The following is an 18,766-nucleotide window of genomic DNA, read 5'->3' as shown; positions in this document are numbered from 1 at the left end:
GATTCGAATCCCTTGCTTTTTTAGTTTATATAGGGATAGTAAGTGAAAACGTTACTCCGGTGTTCGTGTTTTCAGCCGTAATGGCTGCATCGTGCATCGTAACAATACGCTTTACGATACTTAAGCCAATACCGAATTCACCGTTTGCTCCTTTTTTAAACGGTTCAAACAAGTGTTGAAGTACGCTTTGATCAATCGGCGGACCATCGTTGCTGATTGTACATTGAACGTTCGTTGGGTGTTTAGCAAGTGAAAGTGAAACCTTCGTCTCGGCATAGCGCAGCTGATTGTCGAGGACATTTTCAAGAACTTTTGTCCATAGTTCTTTATCTCCTTTAATCGTTGCGTTTGCGTCGTCAAATTCCCACTGTATTTCAGGGCGCCTCCACCGCAAGCGATCCACTACTTCATGAAGAAGTGCAGTAAAATCAAAGTCATCTTGTGCAAGCTGATGAGTGGACATATAGTCAAGCTTGGTTAAGTAAAGCAAATCGCGGATTTTTTTCTCAAGATTTTTGGATTCATCTTCAATAACTTTTACCGTTTGCGATAAATCACCTTTTGGATAAATGCCGTCTTGAATTGACTGAGCGTAGCTTTGAATCACCATAACCGGTGTTTTTAAATCGTGTGAAATATTTTGAAGCAGCGTTTGCTGTGCTTCATCTTTAGATACGAGCCTTTTGCGCATTTGCTCGATGGAGGCGCCTAGCTTGCCAATTTCATCGGAACGGTTGACTGTAACGGGCTCATGCCAATTTTGTTCGGCAATTTTTTTCACATCTTTTTCAAGTGATACAAGCGGCTTGCTTAAATATCTTGATAGCCAAATAGATGGAAGCCAGCTGAATAGAAATACAATTGAAATTACAAGAAGCAGCTGTTTAAACAGAGTAGAAGTGAGCGCGTTGCGATACGTATCCCACGAAAATGAAAGTAAAAAAGCAGGCTGTCCGTTTACGCTTACTTTTCGAATTACATAAAAAAGCGTCCGGTTGCCAAGATCTTTTTCATAGCGAGCGACGATTTTTCGCTGACTGATTGCATCTTCCTGTGCTTTTCTCAAAAAGTCTTGAGGCAACACCCGTGATGAAAAATACGAGATATCCGCATGTTCAGGCAATAAAATATGATCCACGGTTCGATTTCCAAGTGTTGGTTCACTGTCTTCGTTGCTAAAGTAGTATTCACCTGAGCGGCTTGGCAGTCCGTATTCTTTTAAAATATGCTGTTCATTTTCAATAGTGGTATAAATTTCATTCGTGAAGAACTGCCTGAGCGTCGTTGGGAATAAAATAGCGAGCAAAATTGAAATAAGCAGTAAAATACCGGAGATGACGAGCCAAATTTGAAATGCAAGCGACTTGTTTTTCATGCTTTCATCATCCGGTATCCATATCCATAAATCGTTTCAATTCGTGCTTGCGGCATTTTTTTACGCACGCGCCTTACTAAATCATCCACCACTCGGTCTGTGCCAAAATAATCTTCTCCCCAAATGAGATTCAGCAGCTGCTCCCGTGAAAAAGCCTGTCCAAGGTCTTTTGAGATAGTGACAAGAAAATCAAATTCTTTAGACGTTAAATCAATCGGCTTTCCATCTTCACTGACTGTACGAGTATGTAAATCGATTTCATAAGGAGTCAGCATAATGGTATCGGTTTTCTTTTGATTGGAACCATATACGCGGTTTAGCAGTTTGTTTGCTCGAATAACTAGTTCACGAGGCAAAAAAGGCTTTGATAAATAGTCGTCGCTGCCCATTTCAAGCCCAAGAACCCGGTCAATATCGGCATCGCGGGCTGAAATGAAAATAACAGGCACATGCGGCGTTTGCTGCTTGATTTCCCGAATGAGCTGATACCCGTCAATATCAGGCAGCATAATATCTAAAATCCACAGATGCGGAGGGGTTGCAATCATTTCTTTGGCGTCCGTGCCGTTAAAAAATGAGCGAACGTCCCAGCCTTCTTTTTGAAGGTAAAGGGTTAAAACTTCGTTTAAATTTTGTTCATCCTCTACTAAATATAGTGTAAAGCTCAAATTTGACACCTTCCTCTGAATATATGAAAATTAAGGTAAATAAAGCATATTAAGCCATATGTGCGCATTTCTTTAAAGGTCTATGTACCCGCTATTATACTACGTGTTTGCTGTTATAAAGAAATTTTTCACAATTTCACACATTGTTTTGATACTTATCCCAAACTTTTATTTTATAGTATAGATAACATAAAATTTGCTACGTTAAAAGGAGTGTTTTTCATGGATCCACGTGATTATGAAAGAGAGCAAGAACGAAAAGAAGAATATGAAAACCGCCAGCAGCGCTACGATCAGTATCAGCCTGCGTCATCATCACAGCCTCCAAGAAGACGCTTATTTCCAGTGATTGCGTCTTCTATCGCCGGAGCAGTGCTAGGTGGAGGAATTGTGCTATACGGTGCTCCCCAGCTGGGGTTAATGGATTCAGCTGATACGCAAACAGCGAATCAAACAACGCAGACTCAAACCGCAACAACAACGAGCACAACGCCTCGAACAGTAAGCACAACCGTGAATCAGTCAGATCTTGTTTCAGTTGTAAATAAAGTATCAGCTGCTGTTGTAGGCGTGAACAATATTCAACAGCAAACAAATCCATTTTCTGGAGATACCCAAACGCAAGAAGCAGGAACGGGTTCCGGTGTTATTTTCAAAAAAGAAAATGGAAAAGCCTACGTTGTGACCAATAACCACGTTATTGACGGCGCAAGCGAAGTAGAAGTGTCACTTTCAAACGGACAAAAAGAAAAAGCTAAAATTGTCGGAGCTGACGCGCTAACGGATTTAGCGGTGCTTGAAATGTCTGACAAAAATGTTGAACAAGTGGCGAAGTTCGGAAAATCATCGGATTTAGTAGCGGGTGAAACGGTGCTTGCAATCGGAAATCCTCTTGGTGAACAGTTTTCTCGTACTGTCACACAAGGTATCGTGAGCGCAGCAAAACGCTCTGTCCCTATTTCAGAAAATTGGAACGTAGATGCAATTCAAACGGATGCGGCGATTAATCCAGGAAACAGCGGCGGTGCACTTATCAATTCTTCCGGTGAAGTAGTCGGCATCAACAGTATGAAAATTTCAGAAGACAATGTAGAAGGCATCGGCTTTGCTCTTCCAAGTGATGAAGTGCAGCCGACGATTGAACAGCTGATGAAAAATGGGAAAATAACGCGTCCATATATGGGGGTAGGTCTTCAAGATGTAGGTCAGCTTTCAGCTGCAACAAAACAAAACCAGCTAGGCCTAACAAGCGATACGTCTGAAGGAGTTGTCGTAACGACGGTTGAACCATTCTCTTCTGCTTCTGATGCAGGTTTACAATCAAAAGACGTGATTGTTGCCATCGATGGAAACGAAGTCAAAACATCCAGTGATTTACGTCAATATCTATACACAAAACGTAAAGTAGGAGACACGGTAAAATTAGACGTGTACCGAAATGGAAAAAAACAAACTATTTCTCTGAAGCTTTCAGAACAGCAGGATAACAATGGATGAGTTCAACACCGTTAAAGCTGCTGCTAGCAGTATTAACAGCGTTCGGATTTTTAACCGGCTGCGGAGGGAAGCATTCAAACACGATGTTTCCTTCTGTAGAAATTAGTCAGCTATCTTCTACCAAAGAACTGGCAGCGTATGAGGGAGGCAAGGTGACAGGAGCTGAATTCAACCGTTTTTTAGCCGTTGAAGGGTTCTTAAATCCAGATGCTCCGCTAAATGATACAAGCTACCGCAAAGAGTTATTGCGGCAGCTTGTTATGCAAAAAATCTTAATTTCACATCTAAAGACAAGCGATAAAGTACAAAAACAAGTCGAGGATATGTGGAAGCAAATTAAACGCTCATATGACGAGGATACAAGAAAACAAGGTTATGAAGTGTTAAATATTCGTTCCAGTGATGTAACCAACCAGCTAACGAATCAGTTTAAATTAGAAGAATATTTCCGCAAACAAATTACGTCTGATGAACTAACTGCTTACTATAAACGTATTGAAAACGATCTAACGCGCGTATCTTTTACGCAGCTGGCTTTTTCCACTTTACATGATGCCGACGCCGCTGCGGCTGAACTGCAAAAGGGAACATCTCTTCAGGACGTTCAAAAAAAATATGCTGAATTCCAGACAGTCAGCAAAATAGAGAATGCTGATAATCTAAAGCTTTCAAGTCTATCTCCTTCTTTTATAGATGTTTTAAAAAAACAGCACATCGGAGAGAGTAGTGAGCCCATTAAAATGGGTAAAGTCTATTATATTCTTATTTTAAAACAAAAAGATAAAAAAACGGAATCAGAAGTCAAAGAAGAAATGATGAAAGAACTTGTTTTGAATCATAACAACCGGTATATCCAGGATCAACTGCCAAGGTTTCACGTGACTTTTAACCTTAGGTAGTTTCCTTTTATATAGATTGATTGTTTTCAAAAAACAAGCAGGTAAAAGAGCTTTCTATTAATAGAGAGCTCTTTTACATTTTTAAGTAGACAGAAATGTCGGCACCTGATAAAATGAAGTTGTAAAACTTTCATTATTCGGAAAATTTATACCCTCCAGCTTTGGAGGGTTATTTTTTATGCTGTTGGACGAATAAAAGAGGCTGGGACAAAAGTAGTTTAATGGAAAGAAGATCCGAACGATGATTCGTTCGGATTTTTTCGTTACGTTTCAATCACTTTTCATCTTTTAAATGACTCAATAATGCAGGAGCCATCTTCACATGAGAAAGGGCGATGTGTGAAATCGTTTTGGCATAAGGTGTAATTTCGTTAATAAATTGTTCGAGTATGTGCAGGTGAGGAAGCTGAAGCTTTGTAATAAAGCAGGCTTGCCCGGCGATGCGTTCACAGAATAAAGCGTAGGGATACTGAGAAATAAATCGTTTAAAACGCTCGTGCTCTCCGTTTTTCATCGTTACTTCAATAAAACACGACACGGGCAAATGCAGCTTTTCATAATCAATATCAATCGTATACCCTTTTATAACGCCAAAGCTCTCTAGCTGCCTTACTCGCTCTGCCACCGAAGGAGGAGACAAATTAATTTGTTTTCCTAGCTCTCGTAAGGAAAGGCGGCTGTTTTGCTGCAGCGCCTGCAAAATCGATAAATCAATTTCATCAATTTTCAATTGAAAACCTTCTTTCTCATTAACGTTTCATTTGATTAGTAATAGTAGATAAAATGTTTTATATGTAATCTGAAATTTCCATTTTTCTTACTATAATAATTAAAAAGGAGTGAGTGAAAAATGGCAAGAGTTTTATTAGCAAACGAAGAGGGAACAAATTTTGAAAAAGCATTGAATTTAATTCCGCATGTAAAAAGATTGTACGATGAGCTTTACGAAACGCTTTGGAACAGCGGTATAGTAGAAAAAGAGACTAAGGAAAAAATGAGGCTTTACCTAGCAGGTGTTAACGGCTGTGAGACATGTATGAGCATGTCATATGTAGGCGATGAGACGCTTAATCAAAAAGTGTTAAGAGAAAAAGAGCTGGAAGAAAAAGATCGACTGCTGTTTCGATTTATTGATGTATACCGGGTGCGTCCAAGGGAGTTGACGGATGCTGATATGGATCAATTAAAGAAATTTTACAGTGATACGCAGCTGTTAGAGCTTTTAGCTGTTATTAATTTATTTGATCAATTTCACAAAATGATTGTCAGTTTAGATTTATATGATTTTTGCAGCTTGCAGGGCAAGTGAGGTCTTCCCTAAAAATATCTTGACAGACAAAATCCACAGGAGTAAGATAGCTTTCGTGAAGTGAAATGTATCATGAATCGAATCGATTATTCTAAAAAATAGATCATAGACATTTGAATAAAAATCGCTTAATCCATTACGGAGCGGAGGACCCATTATTTACGCACATATTGTGCTCCGGGGTGAATCCTTAAAAAGGTAGGGTTACTCTTAAAACCCGAACCCGACAGCTAACTTCGCAAGCGTTTTGAGGGGGAAGAGTGTGAAAAAACACAGGAGCCTTCCTGTGTTTTTTTGCGCTTTTTTTAAGAAAAAGATGTAATTTTTTAGAAAAAGTATAAGCTAAGAGAACACACAGCAGTTGAAGAAAGGAATAAATACATTATGAAAAAACAGTTTGCTGTATTGGGATTAGGTCGTTTTGGAGGCAGTTTGGTTGAAGAGTTTGCTAATCTGGATGTGGATGTGCTCGCTATTGACCGCAATCAGGAGGTAGTAAATAAATTTAGCAACTCAGCTACATATGTTGTGCAGGCGAATGCAATTGATGAAGCTAGCTTAAAGGGGCTAGGTATTCGCAATGTTGATCATGCTCTTATTTCGTTTGGGGATGATATCGAAGCGAGCGTGCTCGCAACGATGCTTTTAAAAGATATGGGCGTTAAGCAAGTATGGGTAAAAGCAGTGAATATGTATCATCAAAAGGTGCTGGAGAAAATAGGAGCGGACAAAGTCATTCATCCTGAGCGCGATATTGCTAAGCGTATTGCTCATCACGTGGTGTCAGAAAAGATCATTGATTACATTGAACTGTCAAAGGATTATAGTATTGTCGAAATTGTCGCCTCTAAGAAACTTCATAATAAAACGCTGTTTGATTTGAACATTCGTGCCAAGTACGGCTGCAACATTATCGGCTTTCAGCGAAAAGACGGGGAAATGGTGATTTCGCCTACCGCGCATGAAATAATTGAACAAGGAGATATGCTGATTGTTATCGGACATAATCGCGATTTGAACCGTTTTGAAGAAGAAGGAGTTTAACTTATGAAAAAACAAATCATTAAACTCACCCCTCCGCAGCTGCTTGTCTCCATTTTTGGCGGAGGAATTATTATAGGTGCTCTTCTATTGATGATGCCTGTTTCTACTACTGAGCCCATCCGGTGGGTAGACGCCCTTTTTACGTCTACTTCCGCGATGACAGTAACCGGCTTAGCCGTCGTAGATACAGGTACACGTTTTACCGTCATTGGTCAAACGATTATTATGCTGTTAATTCAAATAGGCGGTCTTGGCATTATGTCATTTGCCGTGTTGATTTTTATGATGCTAGGTAAAAAAATTGGATTTAAAGAGCGTATGCTCGTTCAGCAGGCATTAAATCAAACGAGCATCGGCGGAGTTGTCCTGCTAGTTAAAAGACTGTTTATCTTTTCATTTTTAATTGAGTTTGTTGCACTTATCTTTCTAGCGATACGCTGGGTTCCGGAGTTCGGATGGTCTAAGGGGCTGTTCTTTAGCTTGTTTCATTCGATTTCGGCTTTTAATAACGCAGGGTTCGGACTATTATCTGACAGCCTGGTTCAGTATGTAGGAGATCCCATTATTAACATAACGATTTCTTTTTTGTTCATTATCGGTGGATTAGGGTTTACCGTCCTTGCAGATATGTGGGTAAAAAAATCCTATAAAAAGCTAACGCTGCATTCGAAAATTATGATCATCAGCACGTTTGCGATTAACGTGGTTGCCATGCTTTTTATTTTTTTCTTGGAGTACAGCAATCCACATACGCTCGGAAGTTTGTCATTAGGAGACAAAGTGTGGGCATCTTATTTTCAAGCTGTAACGACACGTACAGCAGGTTTTAATAGTATCGATATAGGAAGTTTGCATGATTCCACTATATTTTTAATGGTTATGTTAATGTTTATTGGTGCAGGAAGTGCTTCAACAGGAGGCGGTATCAAACTCACGACGTTTGTGGTGATTATTTTTTCTGTATGGGCATTTTTACGAAGCCGGGAAGATATTGTGCTATTAAAGAGACGACTTCTTCCTCTTCACGTGTTTAAGGCACTAGCCATCACGATGATTTCAATTATGTTTGTATTTGGGGCCATTTTCCTGTTAAATATTTCGGAAAACCTGCCGTTTGTAAAAATTATGTTTGAAGTTGTTTCTGCATTTGGAACAGTAGGTTTATCGATGGGAGCAACTCCTGAACTTTCGTACTTTGGACGCGTGATTATTATCTTTATCATGTTTTTAGGAAAAGTGGGGCCATTAACGCTTGCGTTTTCATTATCTAAGCAAAAGCGTGAAGCCGTTCGTTATCCAAATGAAGATATAATGCTGGGGTAGAAAAATCGCCTTCGATGAGGCGATTTTTTTATATTATTTATACGTTCAAGACATATAAGAGGTTACGCACAAAACAGTTGCGATGAATAAAAAGAAGGCAAAGACAAGAACAATGGGCAATTTAGAATGTCGGCGCATTAAAGGCCCCCCTTTTTTATAGTAAAAAAATCTCTTACTATATATAACGAAAGAAACAAAAATATGATTCACTTTTTTGACGAAATTTGAAGGTTTTTCTCGTTAAAAAAATCCGCACCCCTGTCCTAAACATTTTGCCAAGCTGTTGCATACACTAAAAGCAGATAACAGGAAGTGAGGGATGGTACGTGGGAAAACAAAATTTTGCGTTAATCGTTGTGTTATTTGTTTTACTTGTTATTGTAGGTGCGTCTGGCTTTCGCTTTTAAACGTTAACTTTATTTGCGCATAGCCCCCGTCAAAAAGGGCATACTAGGCGGAAGTAAAAACCAAAAATTTCTTCAATATTGCCGAACAATGAGTTCCTCTACTCATTCATCTAATCGGTATGTAGCCATGCGAAAGCATGGTTTTTTTTGAAATAAGAGGATGAATGATGTTCATCCCCTCTAAAAATTAGTAGTAGCAAGAACATCCTACGATTACTAATAGAATAAATAAAACAACGATAAATGAAAAACCAAAACCGCCTTTTGCGCCCATATGTGTAACCTCCTTTAATAAAATTCTCTATATCCTATGTACTAATTGGGTTAACTGATTGAGAAATTTGCCTATTTTTTAACGGTAACGATCTTTTGAGAAAAATGAAGAACACTTACTTTTTTCATTTGTGCAGAAATCCTTTATGATAAAGAGGAAAAGGAGGGCAAAGTGGTGGGAATACATGTAGAATACGTCATGAATCAGCTAGAAGAGGGTAAGTGGAAAGAGATCAAACGTGAAATTCAACAAGAAATGAAGAAAAAACCTCAAGCATCTGATTTGTACTGTTACTTAGCGGTTTGTTTAGCAAAGCAAATCGAAGAATCAATTATTTTTGAAAAAATGGTATTAAATTTAGAAATGGACAGAGCTCTTCATCAGGCACTAACATTAAATCCATCTTCAAGCTTGGCGCACTTCGTTCGAGGAATAAAATACCGGGAAACTCCGCTTATGTTTGGAGGGAATTACGAAAAATCGCTGTCTTACTTGCAGCGGGCACAAGATCTTGGTTTTGAAGGGGTTATGCTGCCGCTCGAACTCGCAAAAACCTATATTCAATTAAAAGAAATGGAAAAAGCGAAAGAACAAATTGCTTATGCCCGGGAAATCAATCCTACTCACGGGGATATTAAAAAAGTCGAAAACATGCTGCAAACAGGACGGTGAATCAAAAGTCCTGTTTTATTTTTGGTTTTTAGGAAACATATGCTGATTTTCATAAAGAATTGCTTTTTATATAACAATAAGAATATTTATAGAAATTTTAAGAAGTGCATGTAAGTCCAACGACTTCTTAACTGCTAGATTTTCTACATTATTAGAGCGTTCAGTCTACATAATTCCAAAAATAGTAAGAAACTATCAGCCTATGGATAAATTGTTAGAAAATATAGATAATTGTAAATGAATAGAGAAAAGTTAAACATGCGACTAACTAAAAAAAGCAAAGGTCTGATTTACTTTGCTTTTTATTTATACACATATGTAAAAAATATCATAATAAACCAATTTATTCTTTGTGAAATCCATCGTTTCAGACGATGTGAAATAATGTATTTGAAGGAGGAGACCCAGGTGAAGGTTATGAAGATGTTGGTTATTGCATTATTTAGTTTAAGTTTAGTTGTCACACCAGCTGCTGCTGAAGTTCCGGGTGTCGACCATTCAATGAAACGAGGTGCTACACAAGGAATTGTAGCGGCATCTCACCCGCTGGCTGCTGAAGCGGGCAGGAAAGTTTTAGCTGAAGGCGGAAATGCTGTGGACGCGGCAGCTGCTATTCAATTATCTCTCAACGTTGTGGAACCGATGATGTCAGGTATCGGCGGCGGCGGCTTTATGATGATTTATGAAAAAAAGAAAGATAAAATTACGATGCTAGACAGCCGTGAAATGGCACCAGCTGATGTCACGCCTAAGCTGTTTTTAGATTCAAAAGGAAAAGTCATCCCTTTCAGTAAGCGTCACATAACAGGAAAAGCAGTTGGAGTTCCTGGTACGCTAAAAGGAGTAGAAACAGCCCTTAAAGATTATGGAACAATGGACTTATCAGATGTTATTAAACCAGCTATTGCTCAAGCAGAACAAGGAATCAAAGTAAATTGGTCGATGGCTCAGTACATTGATGAAAATGTGGACAAGCTTGAAAGATACCAAACGGCCGGTAATGTATTCGTGCCGAATGGCAAGCCGTTAAAAGAAGGAGATAAGCTTGTTCAGCCGGATCTTGCTAAAACATTAAAGCTTATTCAAAAAGAAGGATCAGACGCTCTTTATAAAGGAGAAATTGGAAAAGCGCTTGTTAAAGAAGTTCAAAAACGCGATGGAAGCATGACCATGGATGATTTGAAAAATTACGTTGTAAAAGAACGTGAGCCGGTTAAAACAACTTACCGGGGCTACGATGTGGTTAGTGCGGCTCCTCCTAGCTCCGGCGGATTAACCGTTCAGCAGATTTTAAAGCTAATGGAAGGTTATGATGTAGAAAAAATGGGTTCCAATACGCCTCAGTATTTGCAGCATTTAACGGAAGCGATGCACTTAGCTTTCGCGGATCGCGCGGCGTATATGGCAGATGAAGACTTTTACGAAGTGCCGAAAAAAGGACTGTTAGATGAAGATTATATTAAAGAACGTCGTAAATTAATTAATCCAAACAAAGCAACGCCTAATGTCAAAGAAGGAGACCCTTGGAAATATGAAGGAAAAGAAAATCCAAATAAAGCAACAGTAAAGGAAGAAAATCCAATCGGCCAAACGACTCATTTCTCTGTTGTAGACAAATGGGGAAACATGGTTTCTTACACGACTACCATTGAACAAGTTTTTGGTTCAGGAATTATGGTTCCTGACTACGGATTTATGCTCAACAATGAAATGACGGATTTTGATGCCACTCCGGGAGGCGTGAACCAGGTTGAGCCTAAAAAACGTCCTCGAAGCAGCATGTCTCCAACTATGCTGTTAAAAGACGGAAAGCCGTTCATGGCAATTGGCTCACCGGGAGGCCCAACCATTATTGCGTCTGTAGCAGAAACGATTATGAATGTTATTGACCATAAGATGCCGATTCAAAAAGCGATTTTAACACCTCGTATTTATTCAGGCGGCTATCCAACCGTAAGATGGGAACCTGGCTTTAGCCAAGATACAATTCTTGAAATGATGGCTAAAGGACATGCGTTTGAAGAAAAGCCTGAGCATATTGGAAACGTTCAAGCGGTTATCTATGACTATGAAACGGGGAAAATGTACGGAGGCGCTGATAATACGCGCCAAGGCACGGTATTAGGAGTAGACGCAATTAAATATGTATCCAAACAGCCAAAACCAATTAAAGAAGAGAAAAAAGGAGAGTTTACAGTTGAAGTCAACCGTGCCGTTTATCCATTTACTGATAAGCAAGTGAAGCTGATTGATGGAAAGCCTTACGTTCAATCCGATCGCCTGCTGTTAGGCTTAGGCGTCATTGATTCGAGTGACTTAAAGCTGTATAAACCAAATCATCACTCTTATTTATCAGTTATCAAAGTAGCCAAATCACTTGGCTACAAAGTGAAATGGGATGACAAAAAGAAAGTGGTCTCATTAGAAAAAGATCCTGGTGAAGACGATACAGGCGATGATGAAGACGGAGACGTTATTACAAATTAAAAGAGAGACTGGGACAAAAGTATTTTAGGTGAAGAAAAATCCGAACGATGAATTGAGATTCTTGATGAAGAATCCAACTCGTTCGGATTTTTTTATGGGTATGACAAATGTAGGTTTTCTGTGTGTAGTTACTTCTAGCTGTTGAATGGAATTTATTATGTCGCATCTCTTTTTTATGAAAGCAAATAAAATTGGCGATTTTAAACCAAACGACAAAAAAATTGGCGTGGTTTGCCAAAAAGTTGTAGAAATCGACAGTTTTTTTGGCGTATGTAAGAAAACCCGTGATAAAAAGACTGATAGAATGCTACAAACAAAGTTGGCATCATTTTTGCATAAGAAATAGATGAGGGGCTGTATCAATGAAAAAAATACATAGTTAAATAAACACCTATGTTTACTTCACACAAAATAAAATGCAACGGAGGTATAGAAAATGAAAAAAGACATTTCAATTATCGGTGTACCCATGGATTACGGACAAACAAGAAGGGGTGTAGACATGGGGCCGAGCGCGATTCGCTATGCAGGCATGAATACACGCTTAGAAGCTCTTGGCTATACCGTACACGATGAAGGCGATATTAAAGTAGAAATTAAAGAGCGGGCAGACGTAGATAAAAATACGAATTTGAAAAACTTAGCGGCTGTAGCCAGCGGAAATGAACAGCTTGCTGCACGAGTTGGAGAAGTGAGAGAGCAAGACCGCTTTCCGTTAATATTAGGCGGAGACCACAGCATTGCAATTGGAACGCTTGCAGGAGTCGCGAAAGGTTCAGAAAATTTAGGCGTTATTTGGTATGATGCTCATGGTGATTTAAACACCGCTGAAACATCTCCATCAGGCAATATTCACGGCATGCCGTTAGCGGTGAGCCTTGGTATTGGACATCCTGTACTTTTAAATATTGGAGGGTATACCCCAAAAATTAAACCTGAAAATCTAGTTATTATCGGTGCACGCTCATTGGATGATGGTGAAAAAGAGTTAATTAAAGAAAAAGGAATTAAAGTGTATACCATGCATGAAATTGATCGTTTAGGTATGACGCAAGTGATGAAAGAAACGATTGATTATTTAAGCGGTACAGACGGCGTGCACCTGTCGCTGGACTTAGACGGCTTAGATCCGGATGATGCACCAGGCGTAGGTACACCTGTAAAAGGCGGCATCAGCTACCGAGAAAGTCATTTAGCAATGGAAATGCTAGCGGAAGCAGACATGGTTACATCTGCTGAATTTGTAGAAGTGAACCCCATTTTAGATCAGCATAACAAAACTGCAGAAGTAGCGGTTGCGTTAATGAGTTCATTGTTTGGCGATAAGCTTTTATAAGAAAGAGCTACTTAATAGGTATCGTGTAGAAGAAAATCTGTTATGATCTAATAAACGTTCATGCAGGGCTAAGCGGCTGCCATCCTCGCTACGGGGCTGGCGCCATTTGAAAAACATCCGGCATTAATGGACTTCAGCCATGAAGAGCTACCTAGTAAGCGGCTATAAAAACAAAATAAACCTAAAAAAATGAAAGCGATTTCATTTTTATGCAGCAAAGGGAGGAAATGGGATGAATATTCCACAGGGACAGCCAGGAGAATTAAAAAGAACGATGAAAACAAGGCATCTTTTTATGATATCACTAGGGGGATGTATTGGTACCGGTTTTTTCCTTGGTTCAGGTTATACCATCAATGAAGCAGGTCCGATGGGAGCAATGATTTCCTACTTAGTAGGAGGGATCATTATGTATCTAACGATGCTGTGTCTTGGAGAATTATCCGTTGCTATGCCAGTTGCAGGATCGTTTCAAACGTACTCCACTAAATTTATCGGCCCTGCAACCGGTTTTGCGATTGGATGGCTGTACTGGCTAGGATGGGCAGTAACGGTGGCGCTTGAGTTCTTAGCCGCCGGACAATTAATGCAAAGATGGTTCCCAGACTCGCCCGTTTGGTTATGGTGCGCCATTTTTGGAGCGTTAATTTTTTCACTAAATGCACTTTCAGCTAAAGCATTTGGTGAAACAGAATTTTGGTTTTCAAGCGTTAAAATTTTCGCCATCATTATGTTTATTGTTGTAGGCGGAGCGGCAATGTTTGGACTCATTGATATGAAAAGCGGACAGGAAGCACCGCTTCTATCAAACTTCTTTGCCGAAGGGCTGTTTCCAAATGGCGTAACGGCTTTGCTGATTACAATGATTACGGTGAACTTTTCGTTCCAAGGAACAGAATTGATTGGAATTGCGGCAGGGGAAAGTGAAAATCCAGAAAAAACAATTCCAAAAGCGATTAAGCAAACGGTTTGGCGTACGCTTTTCTTTTTCGTCTTATCCGTGTTTGTCCTAGCAAGCATGATTCCTCGTGAAAAAGCAGGCGTCGTAGAAAGCCCATTTGTTGTTGTGTTAGACAGTGTAGGTGTACCTTACGCGGCGGATATTATGAACTTTATCATTTTAACAGCTCTTCTTTCAGTCGCAAACTCTGGATTTTACGCGGCTACACGTATGCTTTATTCTCTTTCAAGAGAAGGAATGGCAAGTCCTGCGCTTGGAAAAGTTAACAAAAGAGGAGTTCCGTTTAATGCACTATTAATTACGCTTGTGATTTCATGTTTTTCGCTGCTTTCAAGCGTAGTGGCAGCTAAAACCGTTTTTGTATGGCTGATTTCACTCGCTGGACTCGGTGCTCAAATTGGCTGGATTGCGATTACCGCTTCACTGCTTGCATTTCGTCGTGCTTACGTGGCTAAAGGTGGAAAAGTGGAAGATCTGAAATTTAGAACACCTCTTTATCCGGTTCTTCCTATCGTAGCGCTTATTACGAACTGTATCGTTATGATCAGTCTTGCGTTTGATCCCGAGCAGCGAATGGCGTTATACTGCGGAGGTATTTTCTTTATAGGCTGCTATGTTTATTATTATTTGAAAATTCGAAAACAAAATCAGTCAAAACAAGAGCAAGAAGTTCAGCTTGCGGAAAATAAACGAATGATTATTTAACATAAAAAACCCGGAAAATCACGATTTTCCGGGTTTTTTATGTACTCGTTTTTAGCTATCTAGTGTTGTGTCTTCATTTTTACGTCGGCGGAGCCTCCATAGTGTGATAAGAGCAACCAGTGTAAGAACAATACCGCTGCCGAGCAGGATATGACTCACTGTTTTATCCTGCTTTTTTTGGCCTTGCTCAAAATATTTCTTGTACATTGCCACCGCAGCTTTATTTTGCTTGTATTTTCTGGGAACGCTCACTTCTTTTCCAAGTTTCCAGCCGTCTTTATAAGCTTTTTTCTGTAAAGATTTCACATCTTTATTCGAATAAAAACCTGCTTTGTACCATTTTTCTAGCTCGGGCTTGTCCTGAAGACTTTTAGGCGCTCTATAGGTCTGATAAGTGAAAGCTGAGTCGTATCCGTCTGCTTTTACGTCTTTTTGCTTTTGTTTCTGTCCTTTTTCATATCCTTGCTCAAAGGCTGTTTGCAATTCGCCTTCTGCTTCTGCAGGTACTTCTAATGAAAGGACGTGATAGCCTTGTACGTAGCCCTGCTTTTCAAACTGCTTTTTTTGCTGCTTCAGCACTTCGGCTTGAGCGGTTTCAAAGCCTTCTGTAAAAGCCTGACGTGTGACATCCTCATCATCATACATGCTCGGAACACTCATTGAATCATTTTCAAGACCTCGGTCATAGCCTTCTTTTTTTGCTTTAACAGATAAGTCCATTAAAGAAATAGCTTTTTTGTAGCCTTGAACATACCCTTTATTCCAGTCGGATGACTTAGAAGGAAAAGGGTCGATTTCTGACTGAATAGTAGCATGTTTGTAATCAAGGACGCCTTGCTGATAGCCTTCCTCTTCGCCGGCAGCCATTTCATTTTCTTGTTCAGTCTTGAGTTCTTCCTCTTTTTGCTGCTGTCCTTTTTTATATCCTACCGTATACCCCATCATAAACCACGTGAATTCTTCAGAAGATTTGTCCAGTCCTGTTGTTTGATCAAACTGTTCGAATTTTTTCTGTGCGTATCCATCTTCTTCTCCAAGCGAATAGCCTTCTTGATAGAGGGAGTCAAAAATTGCTTTTACATCTTCAGTTGTATCCACGTCTGTTGACTGGTCCAAAACGTCGGAAGAGGAGTCCGGGGAATCGGGAGTAGCATAAGAAGGGATGGGATCACTTGCAAGAATAAGTAAGCAAGCTGTACTAATAACGGCTAATTTTTTTTTCATCATTTCTTCACCTTTTAGTTCAAAGTCAATGTTTATTTTGTAGTTTAAGCGTACAGCTTTCCATGTAGAAAGGCGTGTAAAAGTTTTTCCAATTATGAAAATTATAACATTTAAATGAGAAGGAGAATAGGTGGTAAAAAGGAGAAATATGTGTTTTTTACAGAGTTTTATTTTTGTCGCTGTTTTGCTTTTTTCACTTTAAATGAACGATAAAATACTTCAGCTACAAAACAGAACAAAAGGAAAAAAAGGACAAATAGTTCAGCGAACTCCATAACCCGAAACGGACTATAGGCATTTTGCAAGGCCATGGAAAAACTAAATCCTTGTATCATATCCACTCCGATAGAAAATCCCATTAAGCATCCTAACAGCAAAGCTGATATCCAAACGATTTTCATACGTCTCACTCTCCGTTTTTGTTTTTTTTCTTGAAAACATTCTACCGATAGTTTTTGTTATTTTTTTTGTCTTACGCTTTGATTGCTCTATTAAAAATTGCATACAAAGCATTTATTTGGAAAAAGCTAAAAAAAGAAAAGAAAGGTGTTTTTAATCGTGCCTTCTTTATTTAAAAATAAAAAAAGCAAAGACAATACAAAGGAAACAGAAGGTTCGGCGTCAGAGGAACAAGCGACAGTCCTTTATTTGTAATGAATGTGATGCTGATGCTGTTAATTATTTATACGGTGCACAAAGGATTTGAAGTAATAGCTAGAACGGCTGGACGTGTTTTTTATGATTGCATTAGTCATCGGAGGATTTGTTAAAATCAGCGTCTTTTTTTACGCCGTGATTGTTGGACTTTCCACACTGTTTAAGGTGAAACGACCTTCTGCGCTGACATATCCTGTGGGCACGGTGATTTTATTTTTTTCTTTGACGATTGCAAGTAATTTTCAAGAGCATTTAAAAGAAGGGCTAACGATTATGCCGGTGTTGCTTTTTATCCCTTTTCACGTAGTGATTCCGTTTACGCTGCTCTGTATAGCATTTATTAAACATCGCATGAAAAAAACAAACGCGCTGCAGCCATCCTAATGGCTGCAGCGCGTTCGTCTGCTATCTGCTACTGCACATGCAGCTGCTCCCGCTCTTTTTTTACTTGTTCTAGCTGTGAAATCGTAACAAGCTGATACCCTTGTGCGTGAAGCTGCTTCATAATTTCAACCGCTGCTTCGGCGCTTGTTTGGTAAATATCATGCATTAAAATAACTTTTCCGTCTCCGACTTGGCTCATAACCGCTTGAACGGAGTGAGGAACGTTTCTATATTTCCAGTCTTCGGGATCGATATCCCATAGAGTCACGCCAACATTTCCGATATAACGTCTTACATTTGCGTTGACGGCTCCATAAGGAGGGCGTACGTGCAGTGGTTCATAGCCGCTCACTTGTTTAATGAGCGCTTGGGTATCGCCTATTTGGTGTTTGACCTGGGCTTCGTTCAAACGTGTGAGCTGAGGATGATCCCAAGAGTGATTTCCAACTTCGTTGCCTTCCTTGACCATACGTTCGATTATTTCAGGATAATATTGAACGCGGCTTCCTAACACAAAAAAGGTAGCGTGCCCGTTCACTTCTTTTAATCCATCTAAAATCACATTGGTAGATGCAGGGTTAGGTCCGTCATCAAAGGTCATCGCAACGACTTTTTTAGTTGGATCAATAGGCGCTCCTTGCTGCGGCATTTCGTTAACGATATGTTTTGGAGGCGTTTCCTTGACTTTATTTTTATTTGCTGCTTCGTCTTTGTAAGCATCGCTCAGCACGTCTTTAAATAAATCTTTTTGGATAGCGATTGTTTTGGTTTTTGTTTGTTCAGCACCTAGCTGATAAGGCTTAAAATAGATCACAATACTGTTTTCAAGCAGCGCAAACTGACTGAAATTTTGATTAGCTGCCTGAGTTCCTTTTTGAAGGTCCGGGTCAAAATCAGCTGTTTTCATTTGTTTTTTTAATTCAGCATATGAAATAGCCGAAAGGCGATCTAAATAGTTTGCATTTTTTTTAAATAAATTCTTTAACGTCATTTGTTTTTGAGCAGGCAGGTCAAAGGTAAAGGTTTTGAGAGAAGACGTTCCTTTCTCTCCATTTACAGATTCATATTCATCAAAGACAACGCTTAGCGTTTGCTTGCTGTAATGGACGATTTTATATGTAATCGTTAATTCAGATTTTTTCTTTTTTGACTGCTTCTTTAGCTTTTTTTCATAGTGTGCCACTTGATCTGTTACGTAAGCTTGAATAGATTGATCGATTTCTTTTTTACCAAAGGAAGGGTAGCTAATAGCATAGCCTCCGTCGGTAAGGTCTTTCACTAGCGTTTGAATTTCAACGTTTGGATAGGTTTGATCTGTTTGAATACTTGCCGTTTTTTTCTCTGTACTGTTTGCTTTGACGATATACCCTGCTGTACCAAGAAACAAAATACAGCATCCAAGCAGTGTCAAAATACGTTTGTAGCCCATGGTTTTCATGTGGTAATATTCCCCTTTTTATATAAATCTACCTAATAGACGCATGAGACCATCATTTAGTTTTACTTTTTTTAAAAAAAACCAAACTATTTTTCTACTCATTCCG

The 18,766-nt window shown here is 39.3% G+C and carries 17 protein-coding genes, 1 pseudogene and 1 riboswitch; of the genes and pseudogenes, 11 read left to right on the top strand and 7 right to left on the bottom strand.

The genetic code is table 11. From position 1 onward, the window contains the following. Positions 1-25: 25 nt before the first annotated feature. Both ACFX4G_RS21195 and ACFX4G_RS21190 read right to left on the bottom strand, forming a co-directional pair. Positions 26-1,375, bottom strand: a complete 1,350-nt coding sequence (locus tag ACFX4G_RS21195; RefSeq protein ID WP_097824393.1) for a sensor histidine kinase — start codon at positions 1,373-1,375, stop codon at positions 26-28. After that, the gene (locus ACFX4G_RS21190) at positions 1,372-2,043 is read right to left on the bottom strand and encodes a response regulator transcription factor (protein ID WP_097824392.1); all 672 of its coding nucleotides are present in this window, start codon (positions 2,041-2,043) and stop codon (positions 1,372-1,374) included. The genes ACFX4G_RS21195 and ACFX4G_RS21190 overlap by 4 nt, the downstream gene beginning before the upstream one ends. 222 nt (positions 2,044-2,265) lie before the next feature. Here ACFX4G_RS21190 and ACFX4G_RS21185 point away from each other — a divergent pair, with 222 nt between their 5' ends. Both ACFX4G_RS21185 and ACFX4G_RS21180 read left to right on the top strand, forming a co-directional pair. Continuing rightward, positions 2,266-3,540, top strand: a complete 1,275-nt coding sequence (locus tag ACFX4G_RS21185; protein WP_013084577.1) for a S1C family serine protease — start codon at positions 2,266-2,268, stop codon at positions 3,538-3,540. Then, positions 3,537-4,439: a peptidyl-prolyl cis-trans isomerase gene (locus ACFX4G_RS21180; protein ID WP_377576662.1), complete on the top strand. Its 903-nt coding sequence runs from the start codon at positions 3,537-3,539 to the stop codon at positions 4,437-4,439. Before ACFX4G_RS21185 ends, ACFX4G_RS21180 begins: the two co-directional genes overlap by 4 nt. Positions 4,440-4,713: 274 nt before the next feature. Here ACFX4G_RS21180 and ACFX4G_RS21175 read toward each other — a convergent pair whose 3' ends face one another. Continuing rightward, complete coding sequence (locus ACFX4G_RS21175) at positions 4,714-5,169, bottom strand: Lrp/AsnC family transcriptional regulator (protein ID WP_097824390.1); 456 nt, start codon at positions 5,167-5,169, stop codon at positions 4,714-4,716. A 120-nt stretch (positions 5,170-5,289) separates the two neighbouring features. On the opposite strand from ACFX4G_RS21175, the gene ACFX4G_RS21170 reads away from it, so the two are divergent. The 4 genes from ACFX4G_RS21170 to ACFX4G_RS21155 all read left to right on the top strand — a co-directional run bounded on the left by ACFX4G_RS21170 (position 5,290) and on the right by ACFX4G_RS21155 (position 8,522). Beyond that, positions 5,290-5,748, top strand: a complete 459-nt coding sequence (locus tag ACFX4G_RS21170; RefSeq protein ID WP_097824389.1) for a carboxymuconolactone decarboxylase family protein — start codon at positions 5,290-5,292, stop codon at positions 5,746-5,748. Between the two features lie 115 nt (positions 5,749-5,863). Beyond that, a riboswitch (cyclic di-AMP (ydaO/yuaA leader) is annotated at positions 5,864-6,008 on the top strand. 124 nt (positions 6,009-6,132) lie between these two features. Then, positions 6,133-6,792, top strand: coding sequence for a potassium channel family protein (locus ACFX4G_RS21165; RefSeq protein ID WP_013058591.1), 660 nt, complete (start codon positions 6,133-6,135; stop codon positions 6,790-6,792). A gap of 3 nt (positions 6,793-6,795) precedes the next feature. After that, complete coding sequence (locus ACFX4G_RS21160; protein ID WP_043978418.1) at positions 6,796-8,115, top strand: TrkH family potassium uptake protein; 1,320 nt, start codon at positions 6,796-6,798, stop codon at positions 8,113-8,115. A gap of 326 nt (positions 8,116-8,441) precedes the next feature. After that, the gene (locus tag ACFX4G_RS21155; RefSeq protein ID WP_016765202.1) at positions 8,442-8,522 is read left to right on the top strand and encodes a YjcZ family sporulation protein; all 81 of its coding nucleotides are present in this window, start codon (positions 8,442-8,444) and stop codon (positions 8,520-8,522) included. Positions 8,523-8,709: 187 nt separating this feature from the next. Here the strand turns inward: ACFX4G_RS21155 and ACFX4G_RS21150 are convergent, their stop codons facing one another. Then, positions 8,710-8,796, bottom strand: coding sequence for a YjcZ family sporulation protein (locus tag ACFX4G_RS21150; protein ID WP_016765201.1), 87 nt, complete (start codon positions 8,794-8,796; stop codon positions 8,710-8,712). Between the two features lie 174 nt (positions 8,797-8,970). Here ACFX4G_RS21150 and ACFX4G_RS21145 point away from each other — a divergent pair, with 174 nt between their 5' ends. The 4 genes from ACFX4G_RS21145 (at position 8,971) to ACFX4G_RS21130 (ending at position 14,957) form a co-directional block, all read left to right on the top strand. Continuing rightward, positions 8,971-9,468 carry a tetratricopeptide repeat protein gene (locus ACFX4G_RS21145; protein ID WP_377576659.1) on the top strand — a complete coding sequence of 166 codons (498 nt, stop codon included), beginning with the start codon at positions 8,971-8,973 and terminating at the stop codon, positions 9,466-9,468. 408 nt (positions 9,469-9,876) lie between these two features. Then, positions 9,877-11,955: a gamma-glutamyltransferase gene (ggt, locus tag ACFX4G_RS21140; protein ID WP_377576656.1), complete on the top strand. Its 2,079-nt coding sequence runs from the start codon at positions 9,877-9,879 to the stop codon at positions 11,953-11,955. A gap of 436 nt (positions 11,956-12,391) precedes the next feature. Continuing rightward, positions 12,392-13,291, top strand: coding sequence for an arginase (rocF, locus tag ACFX4G_RS21135; protein WP_097824387.1), 900 nt, complete (start codon positions 12,392-12,394; stop codon positions 13,289-13,291). Positions 13,292-13,523: 232 nt separating this feature from the next. After that, positions 13,524-14,957 carry an amino acid permease gene (locus tag ACFX4G_RS21130; protein WP_043978423.1) on the top strand — a complete coding sequence of 478 codons (1,434 nt, stop codon included), beginning with the start codon at positions 13,524-13,526 and terminating at the stop codon, positions 14,955-14,957. 51 nt (positions 14,958-15,008) lie between these two features. On the opposite strand, the gene ACFX4G_RS21125 is transcribed toward ACFX4G_RS21130, so the two are convergent. After that, positions 15,009-16,181, bottom strand: coding sequence for a hypothetical protein (locus ACFX4G_RS21125; RefSeq protein ID WP_377576653.1), 1,173 nt, complete (start codon positions 16,179-16,181; stop codon positions 15,009-15,011). Positions 16,182-16,348: 167 nt separating this feature from the next. After that, positions 16,349-16,582, bottom strand: coding sequence for a YczF family membrane protein (locus ACFX4G_RS21120; RefSeq protein ID WP_028411001.1), 234 nt, complete (start codon positions 16,580-16,582; stop codon positions 16,349-16,351). 313 nt (positions 16,583-16,895) lie between these two features. On the opposite strand from ACFX4G_RS21120, the pseudogene ACFX4G_RS21115 reads away from it, so the two are divergent. Next, a pseudogene (locus tag ACFX4G_RS21115) lies at positions 16,896-17,222 on the top strand (GerAB/ArcD/ProY family transporter); the annotation flags it as partial. A gap of 28 nt (positions 17,223-17,250) precedes the next feature. Here the strand turns inward: ACFX4G_RS21115 and ACFX4G_RS21110 are convergent. Continuing rightward, positions 17,251-18,660 carry a polysaccharide deacetylase family protein gene (locus ACFX4G_RS21110; protein WP_377576650.1) on the bottom strand — a complete coding sequence of 470 codons (1,410 nt, stop codon included), beginning with the start codon at positions 18,658-18,660 and terminating at the stop codon, positions 17,251-17,253. Positions 18,661-18,766 lie beyond the last annotated feature (106 nt).

Source organism: Priestia sp. YIM B13486 (assembly GCF_042787865.1).
Taxonomy (GTDB): domain Bacteria; phylum Bacillota; class Bacilli; order Bacillales; family Bacillaceae_H; genus Priestia; species Priestia megaterium.
Note: the sequence above shows the minus strand (reverse complement) of the source record. Positions and strands in the feature narration are given on the sequence as shown.